We start from the raw sequence: 26383 nt of genomic DNA on the forward strand, positions 1-26383 counted from the left end.
GACACACCGTTATTAAGTAACAAAAAGCTTATTTTTTTCATTTTGGGGTAATTCTAAATTCTTAAGTTGATGGGCATGTGGTGCTATCCAAAAGTCAAAATAAACAAAATAGAGGAACAAATGCAGTTTTATAAATCAATGTTTGTGTCCCTGGAGTTTCCTTTAATGTTAATATTAACTGATTTAAAAATAGCCCTTGTTACTATTAAATTCCTTCCAATGATTAAGGAAGGAATTTATAGTTCAATTATACATGTTCCTTTTGATTGTTTATATGCATATCGTATTTTGACCAAAACTATATGCAAATGAGGTGAAAAAATGCCCATTACGAATCGATTTTCTACCACTACTAACGGGGCACTTGCGATTACAGGGAACACACTAGGTTTAAGTAAAATTAGTAACCAAAACCGTGCTGGTACAATCGGGGCAATTGGTGCATTCGTAACTACGAATACCGCTTTACAAGTACCTACTTTTCCTGCTGGTACAACGTTAAACTATACACAAAATAGTTCTACCGCTGTATTAAATATCCCTGCTGGTAGTACGATTCTTTACGCAGAACTCGTTTGGGGTGGAAACTATTTATCTCGTGATCAAAACATTACGAGTGTTTTAGGAAACCCTGTTTCTTTTACTACACCTGTTTCAACATACCCAATTACCCCTTCGGCTGTTACAGCTTCAAATCAAACTTTCGTTTCTGGATCTGTCACATTTGGATTCTATACACGTTCTGCAGATGTAACATCTCTCGTTCAAGCTGCTGGATCTGGCTCTTATACAACTGGCTCTGTCCCTGGACTTGTTGATCCTTTAGATGCTTCTAATGGGGCTATCAATTCTTCTGGATGGACGCTCATTGTCGCTTATCAAAATGGGACATTGCCAGCAAGAAACTTAACCATTTATGTAGCGGGTAACCGTGTTTCTGCTGATACCGGTAGTGCAGATGTAGCTGTTTCAGGATTTTTAACACCTTCCGGAGGACCTGTAAGCGGACGATTATTTTTGAGTTCTACCGAAGGGGATGCTGATTTAATTGGGGATCAGGCTCTATTCGGACCAAATTTCAGTTCATTAAACGCTTTATCCGGACCAAATAATGCCATAAATAATTTCTTCGGTTCCCAAATTAATAATGCTGCAGGAAACTTAGATACAACAGGGACATTTGGAACGCGAAATCAAAGTGCTTCTTCAGGTACAAACATCTCTGCAGGAAGACAAGGCTGGGACATTACTTCCATTGATATTTCTCCCTATTTAACAAATTCTCAAGTATCTGCCGCAATCCGTTTAACAACTAACGGAGATGCATACATGTTAAATACAGTCGGTTTACAAATTAATATAAACTCACCTAATATACAAGCAACGAAAAGCGTGAATAAAAGTGTAGCTACAATTGGAGACATTCTCACTTATACAGTTACTATCCCTAATACCGGACTTCTTCCCGCCAATAACGTTATTTTGACAGACATTCTCCCTAATGGGACTTCCTTTATACCTGGCACTGTAATGGTAGATAACATACCACAAACAAATGCAAATCCTGCCGCTGGTATATCTCTTGGAACAATCAATAATGGTGCTTCTCGTACAGTAACTTTCCAAGCGACTGTCGTTTCTCTGCCAAATCCAAATCCGATTTCTAACACTGCTAATATTACATTTCAATATACACCAATCGCCGGTGGAACGACCTTTAACGGTCTTGCAACAAGCAACTCTGCTGGAACACAAGTTAACCTCGCAGATATTAATGGCACAAAATCAGTTAATAAACTTTTTACCGATATTGGTGAAACGCTAACTTACAGTATTGCCTTAGCTAATATAGGAAATATCGCTGCAACAAATGTTATATATACGGACCCGATTCCTAGCGGGACTACTTTCATTCCAGGGAGCGTAACTGTGAACGGAGTTACCCAAGCTGGCGCAAATCCCGCTACTGGTATATCAATTGGATCTATTGCTGCTAATTCTACGACTACGGTTTCATTTCAAGTATTCGTTCCTTCTATCCCGTAAACAAATCCCATATTAAATAGTGGTACAACAACTTATCAATACATTCCTGTGCCAAATCAACCGGCAGTAAGCGGGACTGATACGACGAATATTGTCTCCACTCAAGTGAATAATGCTACTGTAACAATGACGAAAGCAGTAGATAAAAATTTTGCAGATATTGGTGATATACTAACGTACACCGTTTCCTTTACAGGTACAGGTAATACGAATGCAAACAATGTTATTTTTACAGATGTCATTCCTACTGGAACAACTTTTGTTGTAAACAGTGTAACAATTGATGGCACGACACAAGTGGGCGCAAATCCCGCTAACGGTGTGAACATTGGATCCATCCCAACTGGTACAACAAAAAATGTTTCATTTCAAGTAGTAGTAAATACAATACCCGCGTCAAACGTCGTATTTAATGGATCAAGCGCTTCTTATCAATATACCGTCAACCCTAGCCAATCACCAGTTACAAAAAACATTTCTTCTAATCTCGTTTCCACTCAAATTAATAATGCGAATGTAACATTAACAAAATCAACTAACAAACAATTTGCCACAATTGGCGAAACGATAAGTTATACAATCCTTATTACAAACAGTGGAAATACAGCTGCAACTAACGTACAGCTAACAGATTCACTTCCAAATGGAACGATATTAACACCAGGTTCGGTAACACTCAACGGTGTTTTACAAAATGTAGATTCACTCGTTTTCGTACCTATTGGTACAATACCAGGAGGAGCTACTTTCACCTTATCCTTTCAAGTAACAGTCATCAATATTACGACCCAAAATCCTATCATTAATAACGCCTTCGCTTCTTATCTATATACTGTAAATCCAAGTTTGCCACCGACTTCAAAAACAGCAAATTCTAATTCTGTTACATCAACAATTAGACTAGCAAATCTCCATGCTAATAAATCTGTAGATAAAACGTTTGCGGAAGTTGGTGATGTATTAACTTACACCTTTGCTCTTACTAACGATGGAAATGTTGCAGCGAACAATGTATTACTATCTGATTCAATTGCGAATGGAACCGCTTTTGTCCCAAACAGCGTTATAGTTAACAGTGTTACTCAGCCAGGCGTTACACCAGCTAGCATCAATATTGGTAGCATCAATGCTAATACTACAATTACAGCTTCATTCCAAGTAGTAATCACTAGCATTCCAAATCCAAACCCTATTTCAAATAGCGCTTCCATCTCCTATAACTTTATCGTTGATCCAAACACTTCACCTGTAAGTAAGAACACTACTTCAACCACTACATTTACTCAAGTAAACGATGCAAATGTCATTTCAGCCAAAACAGTGGATCGAGCGTTCGCTACCGTAGGGGATATATTAACTTATACTGTTACTTTGACGAATGCAGGAAGTGTTTCTGCTGATAGCCCTACTTTCGTAGATACGAATCCAGACGGTACTACCTTTATTCCAAATACTTTTCTTATTAATGGTGTACTTCAAAATAACGCAGATCCAAATATAGGTGTTCCACTACCTTCCATTGCTGCTAATGGCTCACTTACTGTCTCTTATCAAGTAACCGTCACCTCTTTACCAACACAAAATCCAACATTAAATTCATCTAGTACACAGTATAGCTTTATTCTAAATCCGGGCGATCCACCAACTATAGAAACATCTGTAAGTAACACTGTAAGTACACAAATTAATTTAGCAAATGTAGTGATTGTCAAAGAAGTAGATTTAACTATCGCCGATGTCGGGCAACCAATCACATATACAATTTCTTTAGCTAATCTTGGCAATACTACAGCAAATAATGTTATTGTTACCGATATAATCCCTAATGGCTCCACTATCGTACCAAATAGTATTTTTATAGGTGGTACTTTACAACAAGGTGCAGACCCTAGTACCGGTCTTCAAGTCGGCTCCATTCCTTCAGGTGGTTTTACAACGATTGTTTTTCAAATAAGTGCAAATAGTTTACCTTCACCAAATCCAGTTCAAAATAGCGCTGCACTTCAATATAGCTTTATCGCAGATCCAAGTTTACCTGCCGTTGTCAGAAACGCTACTAGCAATATAGTAACGACGCAAATTAATACTGCTAATATTGTTGCCACAAAACTAACAAGTACAAATTTCGCTGATGTTGGCGCTGTCATAACGTATGCAACAATTTTAACAAATAACGGCAATATCCCTGCTTCTAACGTAACGTTTACAGATATCATTCCAGCTGGTACCATCTTCCTTCCTAATACTGTAACGATTAACGGTGTCCCTATAGCAAATGCAAACCCTGCTAATGGCATTTTAATTGGGACGATAGGAGCGAATTCATCACGTACTGTTGCATTCCAAGTTTCTGTACCAACTATTCCTAGTCCAAATCCGATTACGAATCAATCGAGCACTACATTCCAATACACATACGACGCATCCAAATCAGTTGTAACGCAGATGGTGGCCTCTAACACCGTACAGACAACTATTAATAACGCTACGATTGCCGCTGTAAAATCGGCAGATAAACACTTTGCTAACGTAAATGATATTATTACGTATACAACTACTTTAACGAATAACGGGAACACACTTGCATCAAATGTAATTTTTACAGATGTAATTCCAAACGGAACATCATTTATTCCTAATAGTGTAACAGTAAATGGCAATACACTTCCTAATACAAACCCAGCAAGTGGAATTGCAATTGATCCAATAAACCCTAATACAAGTGCAACAATCTCATTTCAAGTAATAGTAAATTCCATTCCTAGTCCAAATCCAATCCCGAACCAAAGCAATACAGCGTACCAATATGTCATAGATCCTAACTTACCTCCAGCGTCCGCCAATGCGTTAAGTAACGTAATAACAACTCAAATTAATAACGCTACAATCGTCGCTACGAAGTCAGTGAATACACCGACAGCTGCAATTGGGGATATCGTTACTTATACGATTGCAGTTACGAACACAGGGAATATCCCTGCTAGCGCTACAGTTTTAACAGATGGACTCGGTGCAGGCGCCTCATTTGTGCCAAACTCTGTAACTATCGATAATATTCCGCAGCCAGGGTTAGATCCATCACTTGGTATTCACTTAGCAGATATTCCCCCAGGAGATACTGTATTCATTACTTTTCAAGCACAAATTTTAGCGATACCACCTAGTGGCACATTAACAAATAATGCTCTTGTAAATTATGAATATACCGTAAATCCAAACCAATCACCCGCTGTTGGTAGTACAGTTACGAATACGACGGTTACGCCAATTATTGATGCAACTCTTTCTATAAATAAAACTGTCAATTCAAGATTTGCTACTATTGGAGATACACTGACTTTCACTGCTATCATTACTAATTCCGGTAATACTACCGCAAACAATGTTATTTTTACAGATGTAATTCCAAATGGTACATCATTTATTCCAAACAGTTTTACGGTAAATGGAACAACTATTCCTAATGCAAATCCACAAAATGGTATCAATATTGGCAACTTGAATTCAAATGCATCTGCTACACTCAGTTTTCAAGTAAACATTACATCACTCCCAAATCCGAATCCAATCCCAAACCAATCATCGCTTCAATATAGCTTTATTGTAGGTATAAATGAACCGCCAGTTTCACGAACAGTTCAATCTAATAAAACTTTTACACAAGTAAATACTGCTTCCGTTATCGCAACAAAAACTGCAAGCAGTGCATTTGCTGCTGTTGGAGATACAATTACGTATACAACTACCCTCACCAATAGCGGAAATACTACCGCAAACACACCTGTTTTTATCGATATATTACCACCTGAACTTTCATTCGTTCCTGATAGCGTACAAATTAATACCATCCCACAACTTGGATTTAGACCAGATAGCGGGATTTCTTTAGACTCAATTCCAGTTGGAGGAACGACAACAATTAGCTTTCAAGCTATCGTTGGCTCAATACCAGTTACAAATCCAACTTTGAACCAGTCTAGCACGACATACTCGATCATTGTTGATCCTACCCAGCCGCCGGTGACAGAAACAGCTACAAGTAATCCAACTTTAGTTCAAATTAACGAAGCGATTATTCAAGCAACGAAAAGTGTGGATCGACTATTTTCTGACGTAGCACCTGGAAATTCATTTTTAACGTATACTGTTTTATTGGAGAATATAGGAAACACAACTGCTACGAATATCATTTTTACAGATCCGATTCCAAATAATACAGTGTTTATAGCGGATAGCGTTCGAGTAGGCGGGGTTTTATTACCTGGGGTAAATCCAGCGAATGGGGTACCAATTGGGGATATTATTGCAGGAGATTTTACAAACATTACCTTCCGCGTGCAAGTAGTTAGCATTCCAAATCCAATTTTCACAATTGGACCTGGGGGGCCAAACTCACCAGTTGTAAATGGCGCTTCTATTGATTATCAATTTATGACAGGACCTAATTTACCACTCGTTTCAAGAAGTACGACATCCAATCCGGTTTCGACACAAATAAATTCCGGAGAAATTACACTTGTTAAATCTGTAGATAAAACTTTCGCAACAATTGGCGATACAATTTCTTATACGATTACATTAAGTAACCCTGGAAATGTTACTTCACAAAATATAATTTTCACAGATATTTTACCTGACGGAACGACATTCATATCTGGCACTCTTACAAACGATTCTGGTACACAGCAGATCGGAAATCCAGCTAACGGGATTCAGATTGGAAATATAAATCCAAACGGAACGGCTGTGATTACTCTCAACGTACTTGTTACAAATATTCCAAGTATAAATCCAATTTCTAATTCTAGTTCTGTACAATTTTCACATGTGGTCGACCCTAGCCAACCTTCCGTATCACAAATGAATGTATCTAATGCTGTTTCGACAACTATTAATAGTGCAATTTTAACAACCCAAAAAAGTGCTGATAAATCTATCGTTTCAGTTGGAGATACGATTACGTATACAACTACTATTACAAATACAGGAAATACAGCCGCTACGAATATTACTTTCACAAGCGCTATTCCAGCTAGCATTACCTTTATACCAAATTCATTCACGATAAATGGCGTTCAGCAGTCTGGTGCACAACCAGCACTGGGAGTAACTATACCAAATATCGCACCGGGTGAAACAGTAACTGTTACTTTCCAAGTAAATGTTATTTCTGTTCCCCCTTCAAATTCGATTATGGGTAATGACACAATTTTATATTCTTATACTGTCGATCCAAACGGAACTCCTATTACAACTTCTATTTCAACAAATATCGTTACAAACCCGGTACTAGATGCTATGATAACGATGGTGAAATCTGTAGATCAAACACTTGTAACACTAGGTGATACCATTACCTATACGACAATTTTAACGAATAGCGGTAATACAAACGCTACGAATATTACTTTCACTGACCTCATACCAGATGGTACGACGTTTATAACTGATAGCGTTACAATAGATGGCATCACACAAATCGGGCTCAACCCTAATACAGGTATTACAATTGGATTAATTGCTCCTAACAGCTCAATATCTATAGCATTTCAAGTTACCGCTACTTCTACACCAGCCCAAAATCCTATTGCCAATTCCGCTACTGCTTCTTACACATTTATCGCTGATCCTAATGCCCCTATTGTTTCAAGGACCGTTACTTCAAACACAGTGTTCACTACGATTAATACAGCTACCATTCTTTCATTAAAACAAGTCGATAAATCCTTTAGTCGTATTGGAGACACACTCACTTATACTGTCGCTTTAACAAACAATGGAAACTCATCTGCGCAAAATGTTATATTCACAGATACCGTACCGAGCGGAACAGCATTTATTGCAGACACATTTTCTATTAATGGAATTCTTCAAAGTGGTGCAAATCCAGTGAACGGTGTAAATATCGGAACTATAACAGCTGGGACTACAGTAACAATTTCGTTCCAAGTTACTGTAACGTCATTACCAACTGAAAACCCCATTGTAAATTTCTCATCAACATCGTACCAATTAGTCTCACCGCCTGATGCAGAAACTTCAATTAGCAATCCTGTTTCAACGCAAATTAAAGAAGCACTATTATCCATGACGAAAAATGAAAGTGTATCCTTTGCAGATATCGGGCAAACTGCTTTTTACACTACTTCTATTTCGAATATAGGAAATACAGATGCAACTAATATTGTATTCACAGATGTATTACCAAATGGAGTCACATTTGTTCCTAACACATTAACTGTCGATGGTGTTTTACAACCTGACGCGAATCCAAATACAGGTGTATTACTTGCAACACTTCCGCCTAATGAAATATATAGTATCGTCTTTCAAGTTACAGTGAACAGCATTCCCCCTATTAATCCAGCACCAAATACAGCATCAACAACATATGAGTTTACTGTTGATCCTGTTAATCCTCCAGTATTAAGTGCGGCTACTTCCAACACTACGCTTCTTCAAATAAACAACGCGAATATTATAAGTACAAAAACAACAGATCTTACTTTTGCGGATGTTGGTAATACAATAACATTTACACTTAACCTCCCGAATACAGGGAATGTGACTGCAACTGATGTTACCGTTATCGATACGCTTGATAGCAATTTAACTTTTGTTCCAAACAGTTTCACAGTTAATGGGCAAACCATTCCAAATGCTGATTTATCTACTGGTGTAAATATCGGTTCAATTAACGGTGGTACTGCAGCAATTATCACATTCCAAGCTACCGTTACAACCCTACCAATCAACAACCCTATTTCTAATTCAGCTCTTACCACTTATCGTTATATTGTTGATCCAGACCAGTCACCTATTACAACTTCCAATCAATCTAATACAACGACAACACAAATTAATAGTGCTATTCTTACTGCACAAAAAAATTCAAATGTGTCAACAGTAGATATTGGGCAAGATATCATCTACTCCGTTACAATTACAAATAGCGGAAATGTTAATGCAACGAATGTTATTTTTACCGACGTTATTCCAGACGGAACTTCCTTTGAACCAAATAGTTTTACACTTAATGGAACTATTATCGAAAATGCAAACACCATTACAGGTGTCCCAATTGGTGATATCGCGCCAAACGAATCTGCCATTGTAGAATTTCATATTACTTCAAATGAAATCCCGGCTATTAATCCAATTACGAATCAAGCTAGCGTTAGCTTTCAGCATATCGTTAATCCAGATAATCCTCCTGTTTCAAAAAACATTACTTCAAATAGTGTTATCACAACAATTGAAAGTGCTATTTTAACTACTACTAAAATCGGTGATAAAGCTTTTGCAACGATTGGTGATACAATTACGTATACAACTACAATTACGAATACTGGAAATATCCCTGCCAATAACGTTATTTTCTCAGACCCGATACCATCGTGGACACAATTTGTTGCCGGATCCGTTATTGTTGATGGCACTCCATTACCATCCACTTCTATTACCAGCGGTATTGGCATAAATACGATCATTCCAAATCAAACTGTAACAATCATATTCCAAGTTCAAATCGTAAGCAATCCATCAACATTCACACCTGAACTCCAAAACTTAGCATTTGTTAACTTCCAATATAACGTAGGCAATGCATTACAGGCTCAGCCTGGCAATGTGGAAACGAACGTCTTCGTTACTTCTATTCATTCAGCAATACTTTCAGCTGTAAAAACTGCTAGTACAGCCTTTGCGAATATTGGAGACACGATCACTTATACAGTTTTAATACAAAATAGCGGCAGTACAAACGCTACGAATGTAAATTTCTCAGACCTCATTCCAGCTGGAACGACCTTTATTGAAAATAGTTTTGCCGTAAATGGAAGTACCATTCCAGGTGCAAATCCAAATAACGGAGTTAATATCGGAACCGTTAGTACGAACAGTTCCTTAACCGTTACTTTCCAAGTCATAGTTACATCTACTCCGCCTTCAAACCCAATTACAAACGTTGCATCCGTTCAATACGAATTTCTTGTTGATCCGACTTCTCCTCCTGTTACAGGCACAATTACTTCTAATAGTGCTTCTACACAAATTAATAATGCTACTGTTACAACGGTTTTAGAAGCAAATCGAACAATTGTATCTATCGGAGATATAATTACGTATACAGCAACATTAACAAACACTGGAAACTTCCCTGCAAACTCGGTATTACTCATTAACGGTGTTCCTGAAGGGGCATTATTTGTTCCCAATAGTGTTACGCTTAACGGAATTTCACTTCCAGATGCAAGTCCAACTCTCGGTATTCCAGTTGGCATTATCGCACCAGGTGATTCTGCTACAATTACGTTCCAATTTCTTGCAAACTCTATTCCGCCACAAGGAGCAATTATAAATCAAGCACTTACAAGTTACACATATATTGTCGATCCAAGTCAACCTCCAGTTACAGCAACATCTTCATCTAATACGGTTAATACAGCTGTCGTTGATGCATCACTATCTGTAATTAAAAATACAGATTCCCTCGTACAGTCTACTGACGGTACAATCACTTACACTGTAGTCGTTCAAAATAACGGGAATACAACTGCAAATACAGTTACTTTAACAGATTTGGTCCCAGAGGGAACTGCATTTATTCCGGATAGTGTGACCATTAATGGTGTTTCAGCTCCAGGTACTGATCCAAACGTAGGGATCTCATTAAACTCCATTGCACCTTCGGAAATCGTCACCGTCACATTCCAAGTTATCGTTCAATCCATTCCAAGCGTGAATCCAATTTCTAATATAGCTCGTATTGACTATACTTTTATCGCTGATCCAACTGCTCCTATCATCTCTCGAACAATTACGTCTAATCCAGCTTTCACACAAATTTCGGATGCGAATGTTCTTTCTTTAAAAGCAGTCAATGCACAACAAGCAACAACAGGTGATATTTTGACCTATACGATAACGCTAGAAAATACCGGAAATATTCCAGCTACGAATCTCATATTTTCAGATACGCTTCCAGAAGGGACTACATTCGTAGACAATAGTTTTACACTTAACGGAACAACTATACTTGGTGCCAATCCAAATGTAGGTGTTACTTTGCCTAACCTAGCAGCAAACGCTACTCACCTTATTGCTTTCCAAGTTCTTATTAACGATCCATTCTCGCAACAATCGATTACAAATCAATCTAATACAACATATACAATTCAACCAGATCCAGGGCAACCGCCTATTACTGAAACATCTACAAGTAATATTGTCATTACAAATTTCGTGCAAGCACAATTAACAATTACAAAAACGTCCAATCCAATAACTGTAGATATTGGCGGAACTATACTTTATATTTCTGAAGTGAAAAATAGCGGCAATGTTGACGCAATAAATATTATTTTTACAGATTCGATTCCAGTTGGGACTACATTCGTTCTCGACAGTGTCACAATTAACGGTGTACTTCAGCCTGATGCAAATCCCGAAAACGGAATACCAATTGGAAAGATTCCACCAAACAGTTCCAAAACAATACTATTTCAAGTACAAACAAATAATCCACCTACTGAAACCGAAATTGTAAATCAATCTTCAGTAACTTACCAATATATAAGTATTCCTACAGCTCCACCAGTGAATCGCTCTGCAAATTCTAACATTGTTACAACATCACTTCAAAATGCGAATATTATTTCCGTTAAAAGCGCAGATGTAACTTTCGTCTCCATCGGGCAATTTATTACCTACACAAATACACTACAAAATATCGGAACGGTTCCAGCTAACAATACGGTGTTCATTGACAACATTCCAGAAGGGACAATATTCATTGAAGATAGCTTATCAATAAATAATGTCATTCAGCCTGGTACGAATCCTGAAAATGGAGTAACTCTCGGCACGATACAACCAGATGAAACAGTCACTATTTCATTCCAAGTACAACTTACAAATATACCTGAAGACAATACAGTCATTAACATCTCAGACACTTCATATGAATACCAAATTGACCCTAGTTCTCCAATTATTCAGCGTAGATCATTATCAAATACAGTAAACACGGAAGTCCGTACAGCAAATGTTAGTGCAATTAAATCTGCTAACAGATCCATTACACGCATCGGTCAAATTATCACATATACCATCGCAGTTACAAATGCTGGTACAGTACCTATTACAAATACTCTCCTAATTGACGCAATCGCTGCTGGCACCACATTCGTTCCAGATAGCATTCTTGTAGATGGCATACCAAGACCTAACGAAAATCCAAGTACCGGAATCTCACTTAATATTATCCTTCCAAACAATACAATTATCGTTACATTCCAAGTAAATGTAGACTCGATACCTTCTCAAAATAACATGAATAATATCGCCGTCATCCACTATGAGTATCAGCCAGACCAAAGCTTACCACCAATTTCAGAAACGACATCTTCCAATACTACAAATATACAATTTATTGATGCCATTCTTATCGCTACAAAATCCGCTAATACAGTATTAGCTAATATTGATGAAACTATTGAATATACAGTACTCATTCAAAATAACGGATCCACTACAACTAACTCCATCTTTTTTACTGATATTATAGAAGATGGAACAGTATTTATTTCGGGGAGTGTAACAGTTAACAACACTGTACTTCCTGCAGCAGATCCGAATATCGGCTTTTCCATCCCGAATATCACATCAGGTCAAGTAGCTACAATAACATTCCAAGTTTCGGTTACGAATTTACCTGCTGCAAACCCAACACCTAATACTGCAAACATCGTCTACGACTTTATTTTCAACCCTGACTTTGCACCAATTCAAAAATCGACTACTTCCAACACTACTTTCGTTCAAATTAATGATGCTGATATCGTTTCACTTAAAACTGTTGATTTGACTTCTGTAACAATTGGTGATGTTTTAACTTATACAACAACTTTAACAAATACAGGGAATACGGATGCTACTGCTCTTGTATTTACAGACAATATTCCTGGTGGAACAACCTTTATAGACGGTAGCGTTTTAGTAAATAACATTCCGCAGCTTAATGCCAATCCAAGTACCGGTATATTGTTAGGAACGATTGCTCCTAACATTTCTATCCCAGTCACATTTTCTGTTACTGTCGTAGCGCTTCCAGCTAGTGGTCGTATTCAAAATCAATCCACTTCTCGTTATACAATTAATAGCGAAGAACAAATATCAACTAGTAATATTACCTTCACTGAAGTTATTTCTGCTAATATAATTGCAACAAAAACAACGCCTATCCAATACGCTGACCTACAAACGATTATCCCTTACACTATTTCCATCACAAACAATGGGAATATACAAGTGGAAAATATTATCGTTACAGATATCATCCCAGCAAATACGAGCTTTATAGAGAATAGTGTTATTGTGAATGGAAGCGCTCGTCCAAATGATAATCCACTTAGCGGGATACAACTTGATAACATTCCGCCTAATACGACAGCAACTATTCTATTCCAAGTACGGGTTACTTCAATTCCGCAAACAAATCCAATCTCTAATACGAGTACAATTGAATACCAATACACGTTACCAAACCAGCCGCCTATTACCGAAACTATTATTTCATCAGCTGCCGTAACAACAATTAATCATGCGACTTTGAATAGTAATAAAACTGTTGACCTTGCATTTGCAACGGTTGGTGATGCGTTAACGTATACGATTACACTAAATCAAACCGGTAATGTTGCAGTAAATGATGTAATCATTCAAGATATTATTCCTCAAGGTACTACGTTTATAGAAAATAGCGTCATTGTAAACGGAGAAACTCTTCCAGGAGTGAATCCAGTAAGCGGCATACCAATTGGTACTATAATTGTAGATGGAGATGCTATCGTTTCATTCCAAGTAACTGTGACTACTATTCCAACACCAAATGAACTAAACAACAACGCAATTACTACTTTTAACTATATAGTCAACCCAAATAACGTACCCGTTACAAATACGACTACAACAAATACCGTCACAACTACTGTCCAAAATGATAATGTCATTGCCATAAAATCTGTTGATGTAACGAATGCCTTACCTGCTCAAACTTTAACGTATACAATTACGATTATGAATAGCGGTAATGTAACGATTGAAGACCTTCTTGTTATAGACACCATACCAATAGATACGACTTTTGTTGCTGGTAGTGTTACGATTAACGGAATCAATCAGCCTAATGAGAATCCGGAAAATGGTATTACGTTAGGAAATCTTGCTCATAATGACTCTGTCATTATTACGTTCCAAGTGACAATATCTTCTTCTACTCTTCAACCTACAATTAATAACGATGCTACTGTTTCCTATACCGTTATCATTGATCCAGATGAACCACCTATTACAATTACAAAGCAAACAAATACCGTTACAACAACATTAATCGAGCCAATAATTAACATTGAGAAAACAGCAGACAAATCTATCGTCGTTATAGGAGATGTTATTACATTCACATTAGAGGTATTTAATGATTCCACAATTCCGACAATTAGTACTTCTGTTATAGACACAATTCCAGCTGGTACAACATTTATAGAAAACAGCGTAACTATTAACGGTACTTCGGTTCCAAATGTTCGTCCAGACACTGGTATTAATATTGGTTCTTTATCTGCAGGTACAGTAGCAACTATAACATTTCAAGTCCTCGTAACTTCTATTCCTTCAAACAGTACAATTATAAATTCTGCAACAGTTACCGCTGCTTTTCAATTGACACCACAGGATCCAATTATTACTTTCATTGTTAATTCAAATATTGTTCGTATACCAGTTCAATTTATAACTACAACAGTCACGAAAAATGCTTCCGTCAGCTCAGCTTATTTAAATCAATATTTTGATTACACGGTACGCATTACAAATACTTCCAAAATTTCACTCTCAAATATTTCGTTACAAGATACTATTCCAGCAGGTTTACAATTTATAAACGGCACTGTCTTTATTAACGGTGAACGCTCTCCACTAGCGAATCCGAATATCGGTTTCCTAGTTGCCACTAATTTAGAGCCAAACGAAACAATTATCGTGTTATTCACAGTACAAGTAATAAGTCCACCTGTTAATAATGAGTTTAAAAATACGGCCAATATTTCGTTACAACTTCAAGTCTCGCCTACCGATCCACCAATTACAGTAACCGTTACAAGTAACGAGAACATCGTCACCTTTGTTCCAGAAAATCCAGATGAAACACTTCCAAATTTAAATTGCTTCTTTGACGGTGAACGCTTCATTCGCATTACTCCTCGAAATATAAGAAATTACCTTTGGGCTTGGATTTGGTGGCAGTAATTAAATAAAAAATAAAAAGCTTGTAATTTGGATGTTATCCAAATTACAAGCTTTTTTGACATGGTACCTCTAGTTACTTAATCTATTTCAAACCTCTGATAAAAAATTATTCAGTCAATTTTTTAGTTGAAAAGAAAATATTAAGAAAAGTAAAAGGTGAAATTGAAAGAAAAGTGTAAAAGCTTGTTCACTTATATAATTTATGTAAGAAATACAGGTAATGTATATGAAGCAATCGAAGTTATGAAAATAAAATATATAATACGGGGTATAGCTAGTATTGATATTTGGCAGCTAATATCTAATTCGGTAACCAATCAAATTAACTCATTTTACTTTCTTGGGTAAAGCTGAACCTGAATGTTCAATTATTGAATGAACATGAACATTAATTTGGGCATCACTAAAATAATTTTCGCCTTGATCCCAATTCTTACGTATTTTCTTCCATTTTTTATAATTATGCCGCTTATATACTTCTCCTAACGCTAATACATCTACCTTATATTTTTTTTGAACAAGCTTTATTGATTTTTGAATCCTTTGTTCCACCTCTTTTGAAATATCCTTCGTTAAGCGTTTTTCATTCATGAATTTTTTATGATCACTAAAATGCAACTCCGCTAAAGCACCTTCGAGAAATAGATGAATATCAAACTTCGGTTTTGTAGTATTTTCAGTAAATACCTGTATTTTTCGGTGTAGCTTATGAATTTCATATGTAATAAGCTGGTCCTTTTTACGTATGGTAAAATAACCTCCTAATTTTTCACCGATTATAAAGTTTATTCCCACTGTCTGTTCGCCGTTTAACATTCCAACACACTTGTTATCCTTCCCACGAAACAACGCAGCCCCATCCATTTCTATCCCCTGTTTTGTAGGTTTTAAGACAGGTAGTACAAAACTTCGGTTTGAAATTATCTTTTCCTGCACGTCACCAATTCTTGCTGCCTCAACCATCTGAGCATTTTTAGGAGGGTGTTCAGCTAGCATATCAATATACTGTGCCGGTAAATTTTCTGATTTTGCATTTTGTTTCAAGATTGCTTCTGCATTTTTCTCAGAAACAAATAGACGAATATTTCTTCTCATTTCATGATCTCGAATGTATACATCTAACGTATTTTGTAAAACATTTGGATTCGATAGTAATTCTTCAGAAAAAATGATTACTTGTATATGTGGAAAAAATAAAGTACGACTAATCTTTTTAGCGATTATTCGTATTTGTTCAAACACACTATCTCCTTTTGCACTCACATCAATATAATTATTCCCTGCGCCTTTTCCACCTTCTTGCGTTAACTTACTGGGAAGTACCATTTGATACGTCCCTTTCATAATTGGATTAGATTTCTTTTCCTTAACAATATCGTAAGCGGCACCTACTACAAAGCCTCTTTCTTCTATCTCCGCTAACTCAGAGCAACCGCTGATAGCCCCAGCTATAAGCGCAATTGTTATAACTTTAAAAAGACATTTCATTTCCACCATTCCTTCATTTTATCTTATATACAATAAAAATTAGTAAAGGCGCTAACACAATAAATCTCATATCAAATCACTTAAAATCCAAATAAGCCCACTGTGTGAAAAGAAAGTTTGGATAGCGATATCTCGAGGCATAGAAGATGCACCTATACATCACTGGTTGAAGATGCCACAAAAAACAAGTTCCCAACATCTAAGTTTTTCATCTCTATACTCAAATGATTTCAATTATTTTTGCTTCTCAAGATTCATTATAGAACCTTTATTTTTTTGATTAACTTAACAATTAATCTTCATGTAATTAAAAAGATAGATTATTGATTTTTATGAAAGGAAAAGATGTTTATGACACTACATGGACGTTCAGAATATTTACTGAAAGAATGAATGAAAAAATTACACTGTAAGAATAAATTTAATTTTGTGTTTTTTGAAGACAGCAGATGCAACGGACCTGAAGGTAGCTGTTTTAAGATGGGTGGTGAATTCGAACTTTTATTACAAAGAGCAGCTAAATTAGATCCCTTGTTTATTATTCATGGAGGAGACAAGGTTTATACAGTAGAAAAGAAATATGTATAACACTAAACAAAATCATTATCCCTAAAAACAAAATATACGGATTAAATAATTATAAAGTAGACTATTTAGAAAAATAATTATATCTTACCCGGCTTAATCCTATTTTAGCAATGCATGCGCAACCTAATATAGGGGTAGCGTCACATGCCCATCAACTTAAGAATTTTCACTACCCCCAAGTGACAAAAAACGTTATTCTTTCTAAAAAGCTAGCTAGAAAGGGTGACATTTTTTATGAATCTTTCGATTCAAGATGAATTACAACTATTTTCTGAAGAACTGTATCGTCATTTAACCCCTTCTCTTTTGGAAGAACTCGCAAAAGAATTAGGTTTTGTAAAAAGAAAACGAAAGTTTTCTGGAAATGAATTAGCTACCATATGTATTTGGGTAAGTCAACGTACAGCGAGTGACTCGCTTGTTCGACTATGCAGTCAATTACATGCGGCCACAGGCACTCTTATGAGTCCAGAAGGACTCAATAAACGCTTTGATAAAAAAGCGGTTGAATTTTTGAAATATATTTTTTCGGCATTATGGAAAAGTAAAATCTGTGAAACATCGGCCATTTCAAGCGCGGCGCTCACGTATTTTCAACGAATTCGTATTTTAGATGCGACGATTTTCCAAGTACCAAAACATTTAGCCCATGTATATCCTGGATCAGGTGGTTGTGCACAAACAGCGGGTATCAAGATTCAATTAGAATATGACTTACATAGCGGACAGTTTCTAAACTTTCAGATAGGTCCAGGAAAAAATAATGATAAGACCTTTGGAACAGAATGCTTAGACACATTACGTCCAAGCGATTTATGTATCCGTGATTTAGGTTATTTTTCATTAGAAGACTTAGATCAAATGGATCAACGAGGTGCTTATTATATATCCAGATTAAAATTAAACCATACCGTGTATGTAAAAAATCCGTTTCCAGAATACTTTCGAAACGGAACCGTAAAAAAGCAATCACAGTATATCCAAGTTGATTTAGAACATATTATGAACAATTTAAAACCCGGTCAAACATACGAAATAAAAGAAGCTTACATTGGAAAGAATCAAAAACTATTCACACGTGTAATTATCTATCGTTTAACAGACAAACAGATACAGGAACGTAGAAAAAAACAAAGTTACACTGAAAGTAAAAAGGGTATTACATTTTCAGAAAAGAGTAAACGATTAACGGGTATCAACATATATGTCTCAAATACGCCTGAAGGAGTTGTTCCGATGGAACAAATACATGACTTTTACTCCCTTCGCTGGCAAATAGAAATTATTTTTAAAACGTGGAAATCCTTATTTCAAATTCATCATTGGCAAACTATCAAAAAAGAGCGATTAGAATGTCATGTGTATGGAAGACTTATTGCCATCTTTATCTGTTCTTCTACGATGTTTAAGATGCGTAAACTTCTTTTGCAAAAGAACAAAAGAGAATTAAGTGAATATAAAGCCATTGGGATGATTCAAGATCATGTATCGCTGTTATATCAAGCGATACAGAGAAACACCCAAAATCTAACAAAGATTTTAATCCGTTTGTTCGACCTCCTACAGAAGAATGGACGGAAATCTCATCGATATGAGAAGAAAACTATCTTTGATATTATGGGTGTTGTCTATGAGTATAATGGGTTTGGAAAACAAAAGAAAGCTGCATAATTTTTAAAATGAAACTCGTTAGAGTTTATTTGGTGTGTGTACTTTTCAATACCAAAAGTACATTACGTGTTTTTTAGTTTGTTTGAACGAAAGTTCATTTTGTTTTCGTTCTTAAGTTGATGGGCATGGGGTAGCGTCAGGAAAATGCGGATTTACAACGTTAAGGAATTCAATATAAAAAAGCCTAATTTCTCGGTGTTGCAAGAGCTTAGGCCTTTTTAAAAAACTATAAATACCGTTTGAATTAATATTAGGATCCATCTTGGTACTTCAACTTTCCGGAGTTAACTAAATTAACTTTAACTTTTAAATTCTTTATACTGTGTTCATTTAAGTAAAACGAGTCTGTTTTTACTTCTTCTTTCCATTTTCTTGGATTCTGACGGTATAATGATTCACCTAATTTGTAGATATCTGCATTTATTTCTATTCCTTTTTCAAAGGATTTTAGAATTTCTAATTTGATAATATCTTCAGTTTTTGTAATCAACTCTTTATCACTAATTTCCTTGATCTTCTCATTTATTCCAGCTTGAACTTCAACTCGAATATTAAAAAGTATGGGCTTACTACTCATAATAGGGGAAATTGTAATCTTAGGTTTCTCTATCACTACGGAAACAACAGCGCTATCATTCTCAATAATCCACACAGGAGATCGAACGTTTTTTTCATCCATCCATCTTAGACCGTTTAAATCAGTCTCAGAAAGCCATCCTTCTAGGCGATTATTCCTTACAAAGAACGCTCCATCATTTCTTAATAATGGTGCTTTTTTGGATTCTTCTTTCCAATTTTCTGTTGAAATTTTAAGTGATGGGATATAAGCAGTTTGCCCCATCGGATCACTATCTCTAATAAATTGATAAAATTGTTTAGGTTGTATGTAAGACCGTTGTTTATACCTTTCCTTTGGTTCATGGAGAATGGTAGACAACCCCGATAATGTAAAAAAGGCTTTTGTTTTAAGTATATCATCAATGGGTTCCTTTGTAGCGTATAAGAGAATATTATAGCGTATTTCTCGGTACCGATTAATAAAATCAATAGAGTCTTTAATATCTTGTCTGAGCAGTCTTTCGCTTAATATTATTGTAGATACATGTCCCCAAAAAAGTCTTTGTTGAGCATCCTTATATAATTGATTTAATGCTTCCGTAATGGTAAAACCTTCACCTCTTCCTATCCACACTGGTGGTTGTTTATCAGGTCTAGCCCCCTCTAACTTAGCAACGTTAGAAAAGTCAAGTAACTGAGCATAAGCTATATATTTTCCTTCTTTAAAATCTATACCAAGAGCTGCAACATAATAAATATCTTGAACTTCTTTAATATTCCAACATCCAGATAACATTGCACTAGTGATAAGCATCATAATTATTAGTTTTATTTTGTGCAGCTTCACTGTTTTCCTTCTCCTTCGTCCGTTTTAGAACTATCATTGGTTCGGAGATAATCAACTCTATGTCTATAACTTCTCCACGGTAAACGAAACAATCCCTTGAAAAAATCTGAACTAGATTTTGGGAAAACTAAAGCTAAGTAAGGGATTCCAAAGGAACGTAATCTTGAGATATAAAGAACGATTACGAATCCGGCAAGCATAAATCCATATAACCCCATCAAAATTGAACATAATAGTACAAACCCTCTGAGTATGGATACTGCTCCTGCTAATATTTGGTTTACTAAGGTATATCCCGCAATAGCAGATAAAGCAGTAATAACAATGACAGAAGGGGAGATAAAACCCGAACGGATTGCAGCATCCCCAATGATTAGTCCGCCTACCACTGAAAGGGTTTGACCAAGGGGGGAGGGTAATCTTTGACCGGCTTCACGGAACATCTCAAAAAGGAACAAAACAATTATAAGCTCAAGTGGTGCTGGAAATGGTAGACCTGATCTTGCAACAGTCACAGTCGCAAGAAGAGGGAAAGGAATTTGATCTTGGTGATAAGCAAGTAATGCCATCCAAAATCCGGGTAGGAAGACAGCTAAAAGAAATCCTATCCACCGATAAAAGCGTGCAAATGATACAGTTAGAAAATTAAAGTGGGAATCTTCTGCAGCTTTTATTAGGGGTACCGCCAGCATTTCGGAAAAAAACCACGCTAAGAGAATATATATAAGAAAAGAGCCAGAATTTACCCCGCTAAGAGTAAATCGGCTCTTTAATATATAAAGGATGCACAGAAAAACCTAGAGGGGTTCAGCCGAGATACTTGTAGAAATGGGTCATAATCATACATTATTTTACAAATACATCTTATCTTGAAGGTATATGGATTATATAAAGTTAAAAATATAGTGTTAAACCCAAAAAAACACCATAACAGTGTTCACGGTGTTTTCCATATTAAAAATAAGACTATTATTTAAGTACTCTGAAACTGATTCATATTGTAGAAATATCCATTTTAAGATAATGATACGCTTCAAAATCTTCATTAAATATATCTGTAACTAATTTTATAGCCTCCGTATCATAAAAGCTCTGATATGTCGGCAGCCGAGGGAAAGATGGATCTGTAATGTCAGCTTCAGCGTAGTTTCCCTTATGAATCATCTTAGGCGCCTGATGATGCCATGATCTCGTTAATGTGTCTAGTGGGATAGTCTGTAAGTTATATTTGTTTTCTATTTTTGAGATTTCATTAGAGAAATTCTCTAAATATATATAATTGGTTACAAACTCTTCTTCTCCTTGAATATATTGTTGTGAATAGTGTGGATTAAGATAGTCAGAATCTGCCCCATTCGCGTGAAGATAATGTAAAAAATGTTTAAATGATTTTTTCTTTTTGCATGTACTGTCGTTATAAATAAACTTTCTAATAGGTTCCCACTCTGGATTTTCTATACCTGGTGGAGCAATAAGGGGTCACCATACCCAAAAAAGAAAATTGTACATTTAGACAAAATTTAGACACATTTAAACTGATTCCTGTACGTTAAGGAACCGATTACTTAGTTTACTACTTTTTTTAAAGAATCAAATAGTGAAAATTTCGTGGAAATTTGCTTAACGTAAGTTTTATATCAACTATTACGTTGGAGTACAGCCAAGGTACGTGTATTATCTACTATGAAAATCAGGAATATTTAAAGTATTCTAAGAAGAAGAATTGAGTGATAAGCTACGTTAACTACTTGATATCTTAACTAAGTAAATTATGTATTTAATGTATTCAAGGTAGTGCAATGAGAAGGTATCGAATAACCTTGCTTGGATAAACCGTGTCTCTTAAGAGCTCCTTAAGGCGCGTCCGTTACCTTGAGGGCAACGAACGGTTGTAGACTTCGATGTTGCAAGGATCGTTGTCAAACAAATTGTTTACATGTATTCAATGTAAAACTCTTATTAAATTAAGGTTTTTACTCCTAAGTATAGATAACATGTATATCTCGTCTGTATCCCTTTTTGACTTGCTCTTGATTGACCAAATAAGTCAAAATACCTTTCTAAATTTCCCTCTGATATTCCCCTATTTTATCTTATTCAAACTTGCATTCCAATAACCCATTTCTCATACGCCTGTTTCTAAAATAATAATTTAAATTGGGACCTCTGAGAGATCCCAATTAATTAAAAAGTAATGTCTCCTCTTGTTACATCATTTACAATTTTTATACTAATCCCTCTAACATCTCGAAGACTTCTAAATTATTTTTTTGGTAGTTCAGGGAATAAATAATGTAATATACAGATGGTCAAACGTCTGGATTTGCCTTTATACGGATATATATGCATATACATCGATGGATTAAAGTTTGCCTCAATAATTCCATAAGCATTTTTATTAGCTGCAGGAACTTCTGTATTTTCAATAATCAAATCAATACCACTAATATTTGCTCCAAGTGCCGACACAGCATCTACGGCAATTTTCTTATAATCATCGGGAATTTGATCTGTCATATCAATTGAGTCTCCACCTGTACTGACATTAGAATTTTCTCGCAGAAAAACAATTTCATCACTTGTTGGAATAGAATCTTTTCGATACCCTTGAGCTTTAAGCATTAGGACCTCTAATTCACCTAATTGTATATTTTCTAAAGGTGTTCTATGGTCCATTCCTCTTAATGAATTCAGGTTCTTTTGAGCGACTAACTCTTCAATCGTATGTGAACCGTCTCCTATAACATTGGCTGGAATTCGTAATAAAACGGCAGAAACTTTGCCATCTAGCACAAAAAATCGATATTCTGTTCCATTAATAAATTCTTCTATTAATACTGATGAGTCCTCTTTAAATGCTATTGTGAGTGCTTTTTGATAGTCTTCGTAACTTGCTCCGTTTTCTTTAAAGATAGATATTCCTAAACCATAATTTGTTGTTTTTGGTTTAACGACAAAAGGCTTTCCTGCAAATATATCATAGGAACGTAAGGCTTTTTCTATATCACTAAATTCCTCACCTATTGGTACACGAAATCCATGCTGTTGAAGAATTTTCTTTGTTACTGTTTTATTTTCCATAATTAATGGTGATATATAACTATCTTTACTTGTCATATTCCCATTTTTCACATATTCAACATGATTTCCTAACTGTAGTTTTAAAAATTGATCTTGTCGATCTAAAACGTCTACTTGTAATCCTTGTTGAATAGCATCAAACATTAAAATTTGTGTAGACAACTCCATGTCAGTAAATCCTGATAGTTGATATGGTTTATCCCATGCTTTTTTATAATTTTCTTTAGCAATACGGGAAGCTACCTGACTTTGACTACTTTTTATAATCTCTTTATAAAGTCTTCCAGCTAAAGTCTTACTTGGATCTGTTAGCATTTCTCTCAAGTTAACAAATAAGGTATTCGAAACAGTTATGTCTAACAGCCCTGTTAAATGTTCCATCTCATCAATAATACGCTCAGCATCTGTTTTAAATTGCGTATGTTCTAACGGATGTTCAAGAGCCACTAAATTATTTTGAAAATCACCGATTTTTACCCATTCATCATTATTATCGTCTTGATCAATCCAGAGTAAATAGATGAGGAAAAGATGTAGAAATTCTGCTTGTTCATGGCTAATTCCATATGTTTCAAAAGGATTTAAATCTAGGTTTCTTAATTCAATATAACGAATCCCATGATTTTTTAAATCTGAAACTTGAGGACCGCCCCTTAAACGGACAGATGCATAAAATTCTTTTTCTTCTAATAAAACCCCTTTACTTACCAGCGAAGAAAGATCAGATATATAGTTCTGTAAACTACTATAGGATACTTGAACATCATTTTCATTACTATAACCATATTTACTATTTCTAATGCTTCTTACGGCGTCATTTAAAGGATTTATTTCAAAGAAATTCTTTTCACTACTAGGAGAAGCACCGAAGAAATAAGTTATTAACCATCGATAGTGTAAATAATTCCTTGTGACTTTCAGATAAATTTCTGTTTTAAATTGATGATAATCTTTTATTTCTGATTGTAATTCAAATAATGCCTGAATCAAATTATCGCTAAATTCAAAATTGTAATGAATACCACTAATCATTTGTTTTCGTCGACCATAAGAATTAGATAAATATCGACGATATAAAACATTTTCATGATTATTAAGTTTCGCAATAACAATATCTTCTTCTTTTTCGGGCAACTGTGGTGGCATGCTTAATGGCCAAAGCATTTCGTTATTTCCCATAGAACGATAGGCAACATCATGGATAGCTGCTAAATAATTAAATAAATCTCCTAGTGTCTCAGTAACTGGTGTGATTAATTCCATTTGTGTTTCAGAGAAATCTCGCTGAATATAAGGATGTTCATCTCTTACTGAAATACTTTTGGGATGTTCCGTTTTAGCTAAACTTCCTGATAGGTCAACTCGTTGACTTTCTTTTTCAACTCCAAAACGTGCTTTTAATAAATATGGTTTAATACGGTCATTGTTTAACATTTTTTTCATTTCCATACAAACTGTACCTCCCATCAACTCAAATATTTGATATAGAAATAGCTAAAATTATAACCATTATTTTTTTGAATTTAGCATTTGGATATTAATGGCCAAAGCATTTTATTCTTATCCACGGAAAGAGAAGGGATTTCACGAATAGCTGCTAAGTAATTAATCATGTCTTCTAATGTTTTAGTATTAGGCTGAATATATGATCTTGTATCTCTTATCGAAAACGGTTTAGACGTTTCAGTTGAACTTTCAAATAAGTCAACTTGTCGATTTTCCTTTTCAATCTCATAACGAGATTTTAATAAGGATGGTTTAACACGGTAATTAAATAACATTTTTTTAATCCACATGAACTCTTCCTCCCAATTTATTTGTTTTTACAAACTATATAATATGACAAAATATAACAATCAAAAGCACCCACATCTCTACATGCGGATACTTTTGTTACTATATTTTGCTGTAAACTTAAATACTTCATATGCCATTGGAAGTGGGTATTGTTGTAAATAAGAATCATCTTAAATACTTCATATGGAAAGAGAAATGCTCATTTAAGAAAGTGGAAATAAAGAAGTAGCTATGATCATAGCCCTCCATTTTTTTATAAGTTACCATTTGACTATTTTTTTGAGCGTTCTCTAAGAAAATATGTTCTTCCAATTGTTTCGGATAAAACTCGTCTTGACTACCTTGCATAATAAGAATTGGTGGAATAGTAGCTTCTTTAATTAATTCTGAAGCATCCCATTCTTTCCAAGAATCTTTGTCTTCACCTAAATAAGAGGTGAAAGCATTTATTCCCCATGGTACTTGACTAGGAGTTAAGATTGGAGAAAAAGCAGAAACCGCTTTGAATCTCTTAGCATTTTTCAAACCGATCACTAAAGCCCCATGTCCTCCCATTGAATGCCCCATTATGCTTTCTTCACCTGAAAAATTAGGTACTATAGTCGAAGCAATGGATGTTAATTCATCTACGATATACGAATACATTTTATAATGCTGTGCCCAAGGATCCTGGGTAGCATTTAAATAAAAACCTGCCCCTTGTCCAAGATCCCATGCTGCAACATCAGAAACGTATTCTCCACGTGGTGAAGTATCTGGCATAATCACTGCAACTTGATGTTTTTCAGCCAAACGTTGAAATCCACTTTTTTGACTAAAATTATCATCTGTACAAGTTAAACCAGATAACCACCATATAAGTGGAATTTTTTTCTTTTCTTTATTTGATGGTAAGTAGATACTAAATTTCATATCACATTGCAAGACTTCGGAATAATGGCTATACTTACGTTGCTCTCCTTCGAAAGAACGATGTTGTTCAATACATTTAAGACTCAT

General features: G+C 35.5%; 7 protein-coding genes and 2 pseudogenes. 2 read left to right on the forward strand and 7 right to left on the reverse strand.

Features of this window, described 5'->3' with window-relative positions; all coding sequences use genetic code 11:
* Positions 1-321 precede the first annotated feature (321 nt).
* A pseudogene (locus tag J0835_RS28225) lies at positions 322-15354 on the forward strand (beta strand repeat-containing protein).
* 327 nt (positions 15355-15681) lie between these two features.
* Here J0835_RS28225 and J0835_RS28230 read toward each other — a convergent pair.
* Positions 15682-16842: a Ger(x)C family spore germination protein gene (locus J0835_RS28230; RefSeq protein WP_061531599.1), complete on the reverse strand. Its 1161-nt coding sequence runs from the start codon at positions 16840-16842 to the stop codon at positions 15682-15684.
* 822 nt (positions 16843-17664) lie between these two features.
* On the opposite strand from J0835_RS28230, the gene J0835_RS28235 reads away from it, so the two are divergent.
* A complete protein-coding gene (locus J0835_RS28235; RefSeq protein ID WP_001053964.1) occupies positions 17665-19101 on the forward strand; it encodes an IS4 family transposase in 1437 nt (478 codons plus the stop codon).
* A 250-nt stretch (positions 19102-19351) separates the two neighbouring features.
* On the opposite strand, the gene J0835_RS28240 is transcribed toward J0835_RS28235, so the two are convergent.
* The 6 genes and pseudogenes from J0835_RS28240 to fghA form a co-directional block, all read right to left on the reverse strand.
* Positions 19352-20506, reverse strand: coding sequence for a Ger(x)C family spore germination protein (locus J0835_RS28240; protein WP_000766211.1), 1155 nt, complete (start codon positions 20504-20506; stop codon positions 19352-19354).
* Entirely contained in the window at positions 20503-21198 is a 696-nt protein-coding gene (locus tag J0835_RS28245) for a spore germination protein (protein WP_000881732.1), read from the reverse strand. Before J0835_RS28245 ends, J0835_RS28240 begins: the two co-directional genes overlap by 4 nt.
* Positions 21199-21499: 301 nt before the next feature.
* Positions 21500-21982 (reverse strand): annotated as a pseudogene (locus J0835_RS28250) (sulfotransferase family 2 domain-containing protein); the annotation flags it as partial.
* A gap of 786 nt (positions 21983-22768) precedes the next feature.
* Positions 22769-25036, reverse strand: a complete 2268-nt coding sequence (gene gshAB, locus J0835_RS28255; RefSeq protein WP_000425291.1) for a bifunctional glutamate--cysteine ligase GshA/glutathione synthetase GshB — start codon at positions 25034-25036, stop codon at positions 22769-22771.
* Positions 25037-25110: 74 nt separating this feature from the next.
* Positions 25111-25383: a hypothetical protein gene (locus J0835_RS28260; RefSeq protein ID WP_000264853.1), complete on the reverse strand. Its 273-nt coding sequence runs from the start codon at positions 25381-25383 to the stop codon at positions 25111-25113.
* Between the two features lie 166 nt (positions 25384-25549).
* Entirely contained in the window at positions 25550-26383 is an 834-nt protein-coding gene (gene fghA / locus J0835_RS28265) for an S-formylglutathione hydrolase (protein ID WP_000053341.1), read from the reverse strand.

Source organism: Bacillus cereus group sp. Sample62 (assembly GCF_036851315.1).
GTDB lineage: Bacteria > Bacillota > Bacilli > Bacillales > Bacillaceae_G > Bacillus_A > Bacillus_A wiedmannii.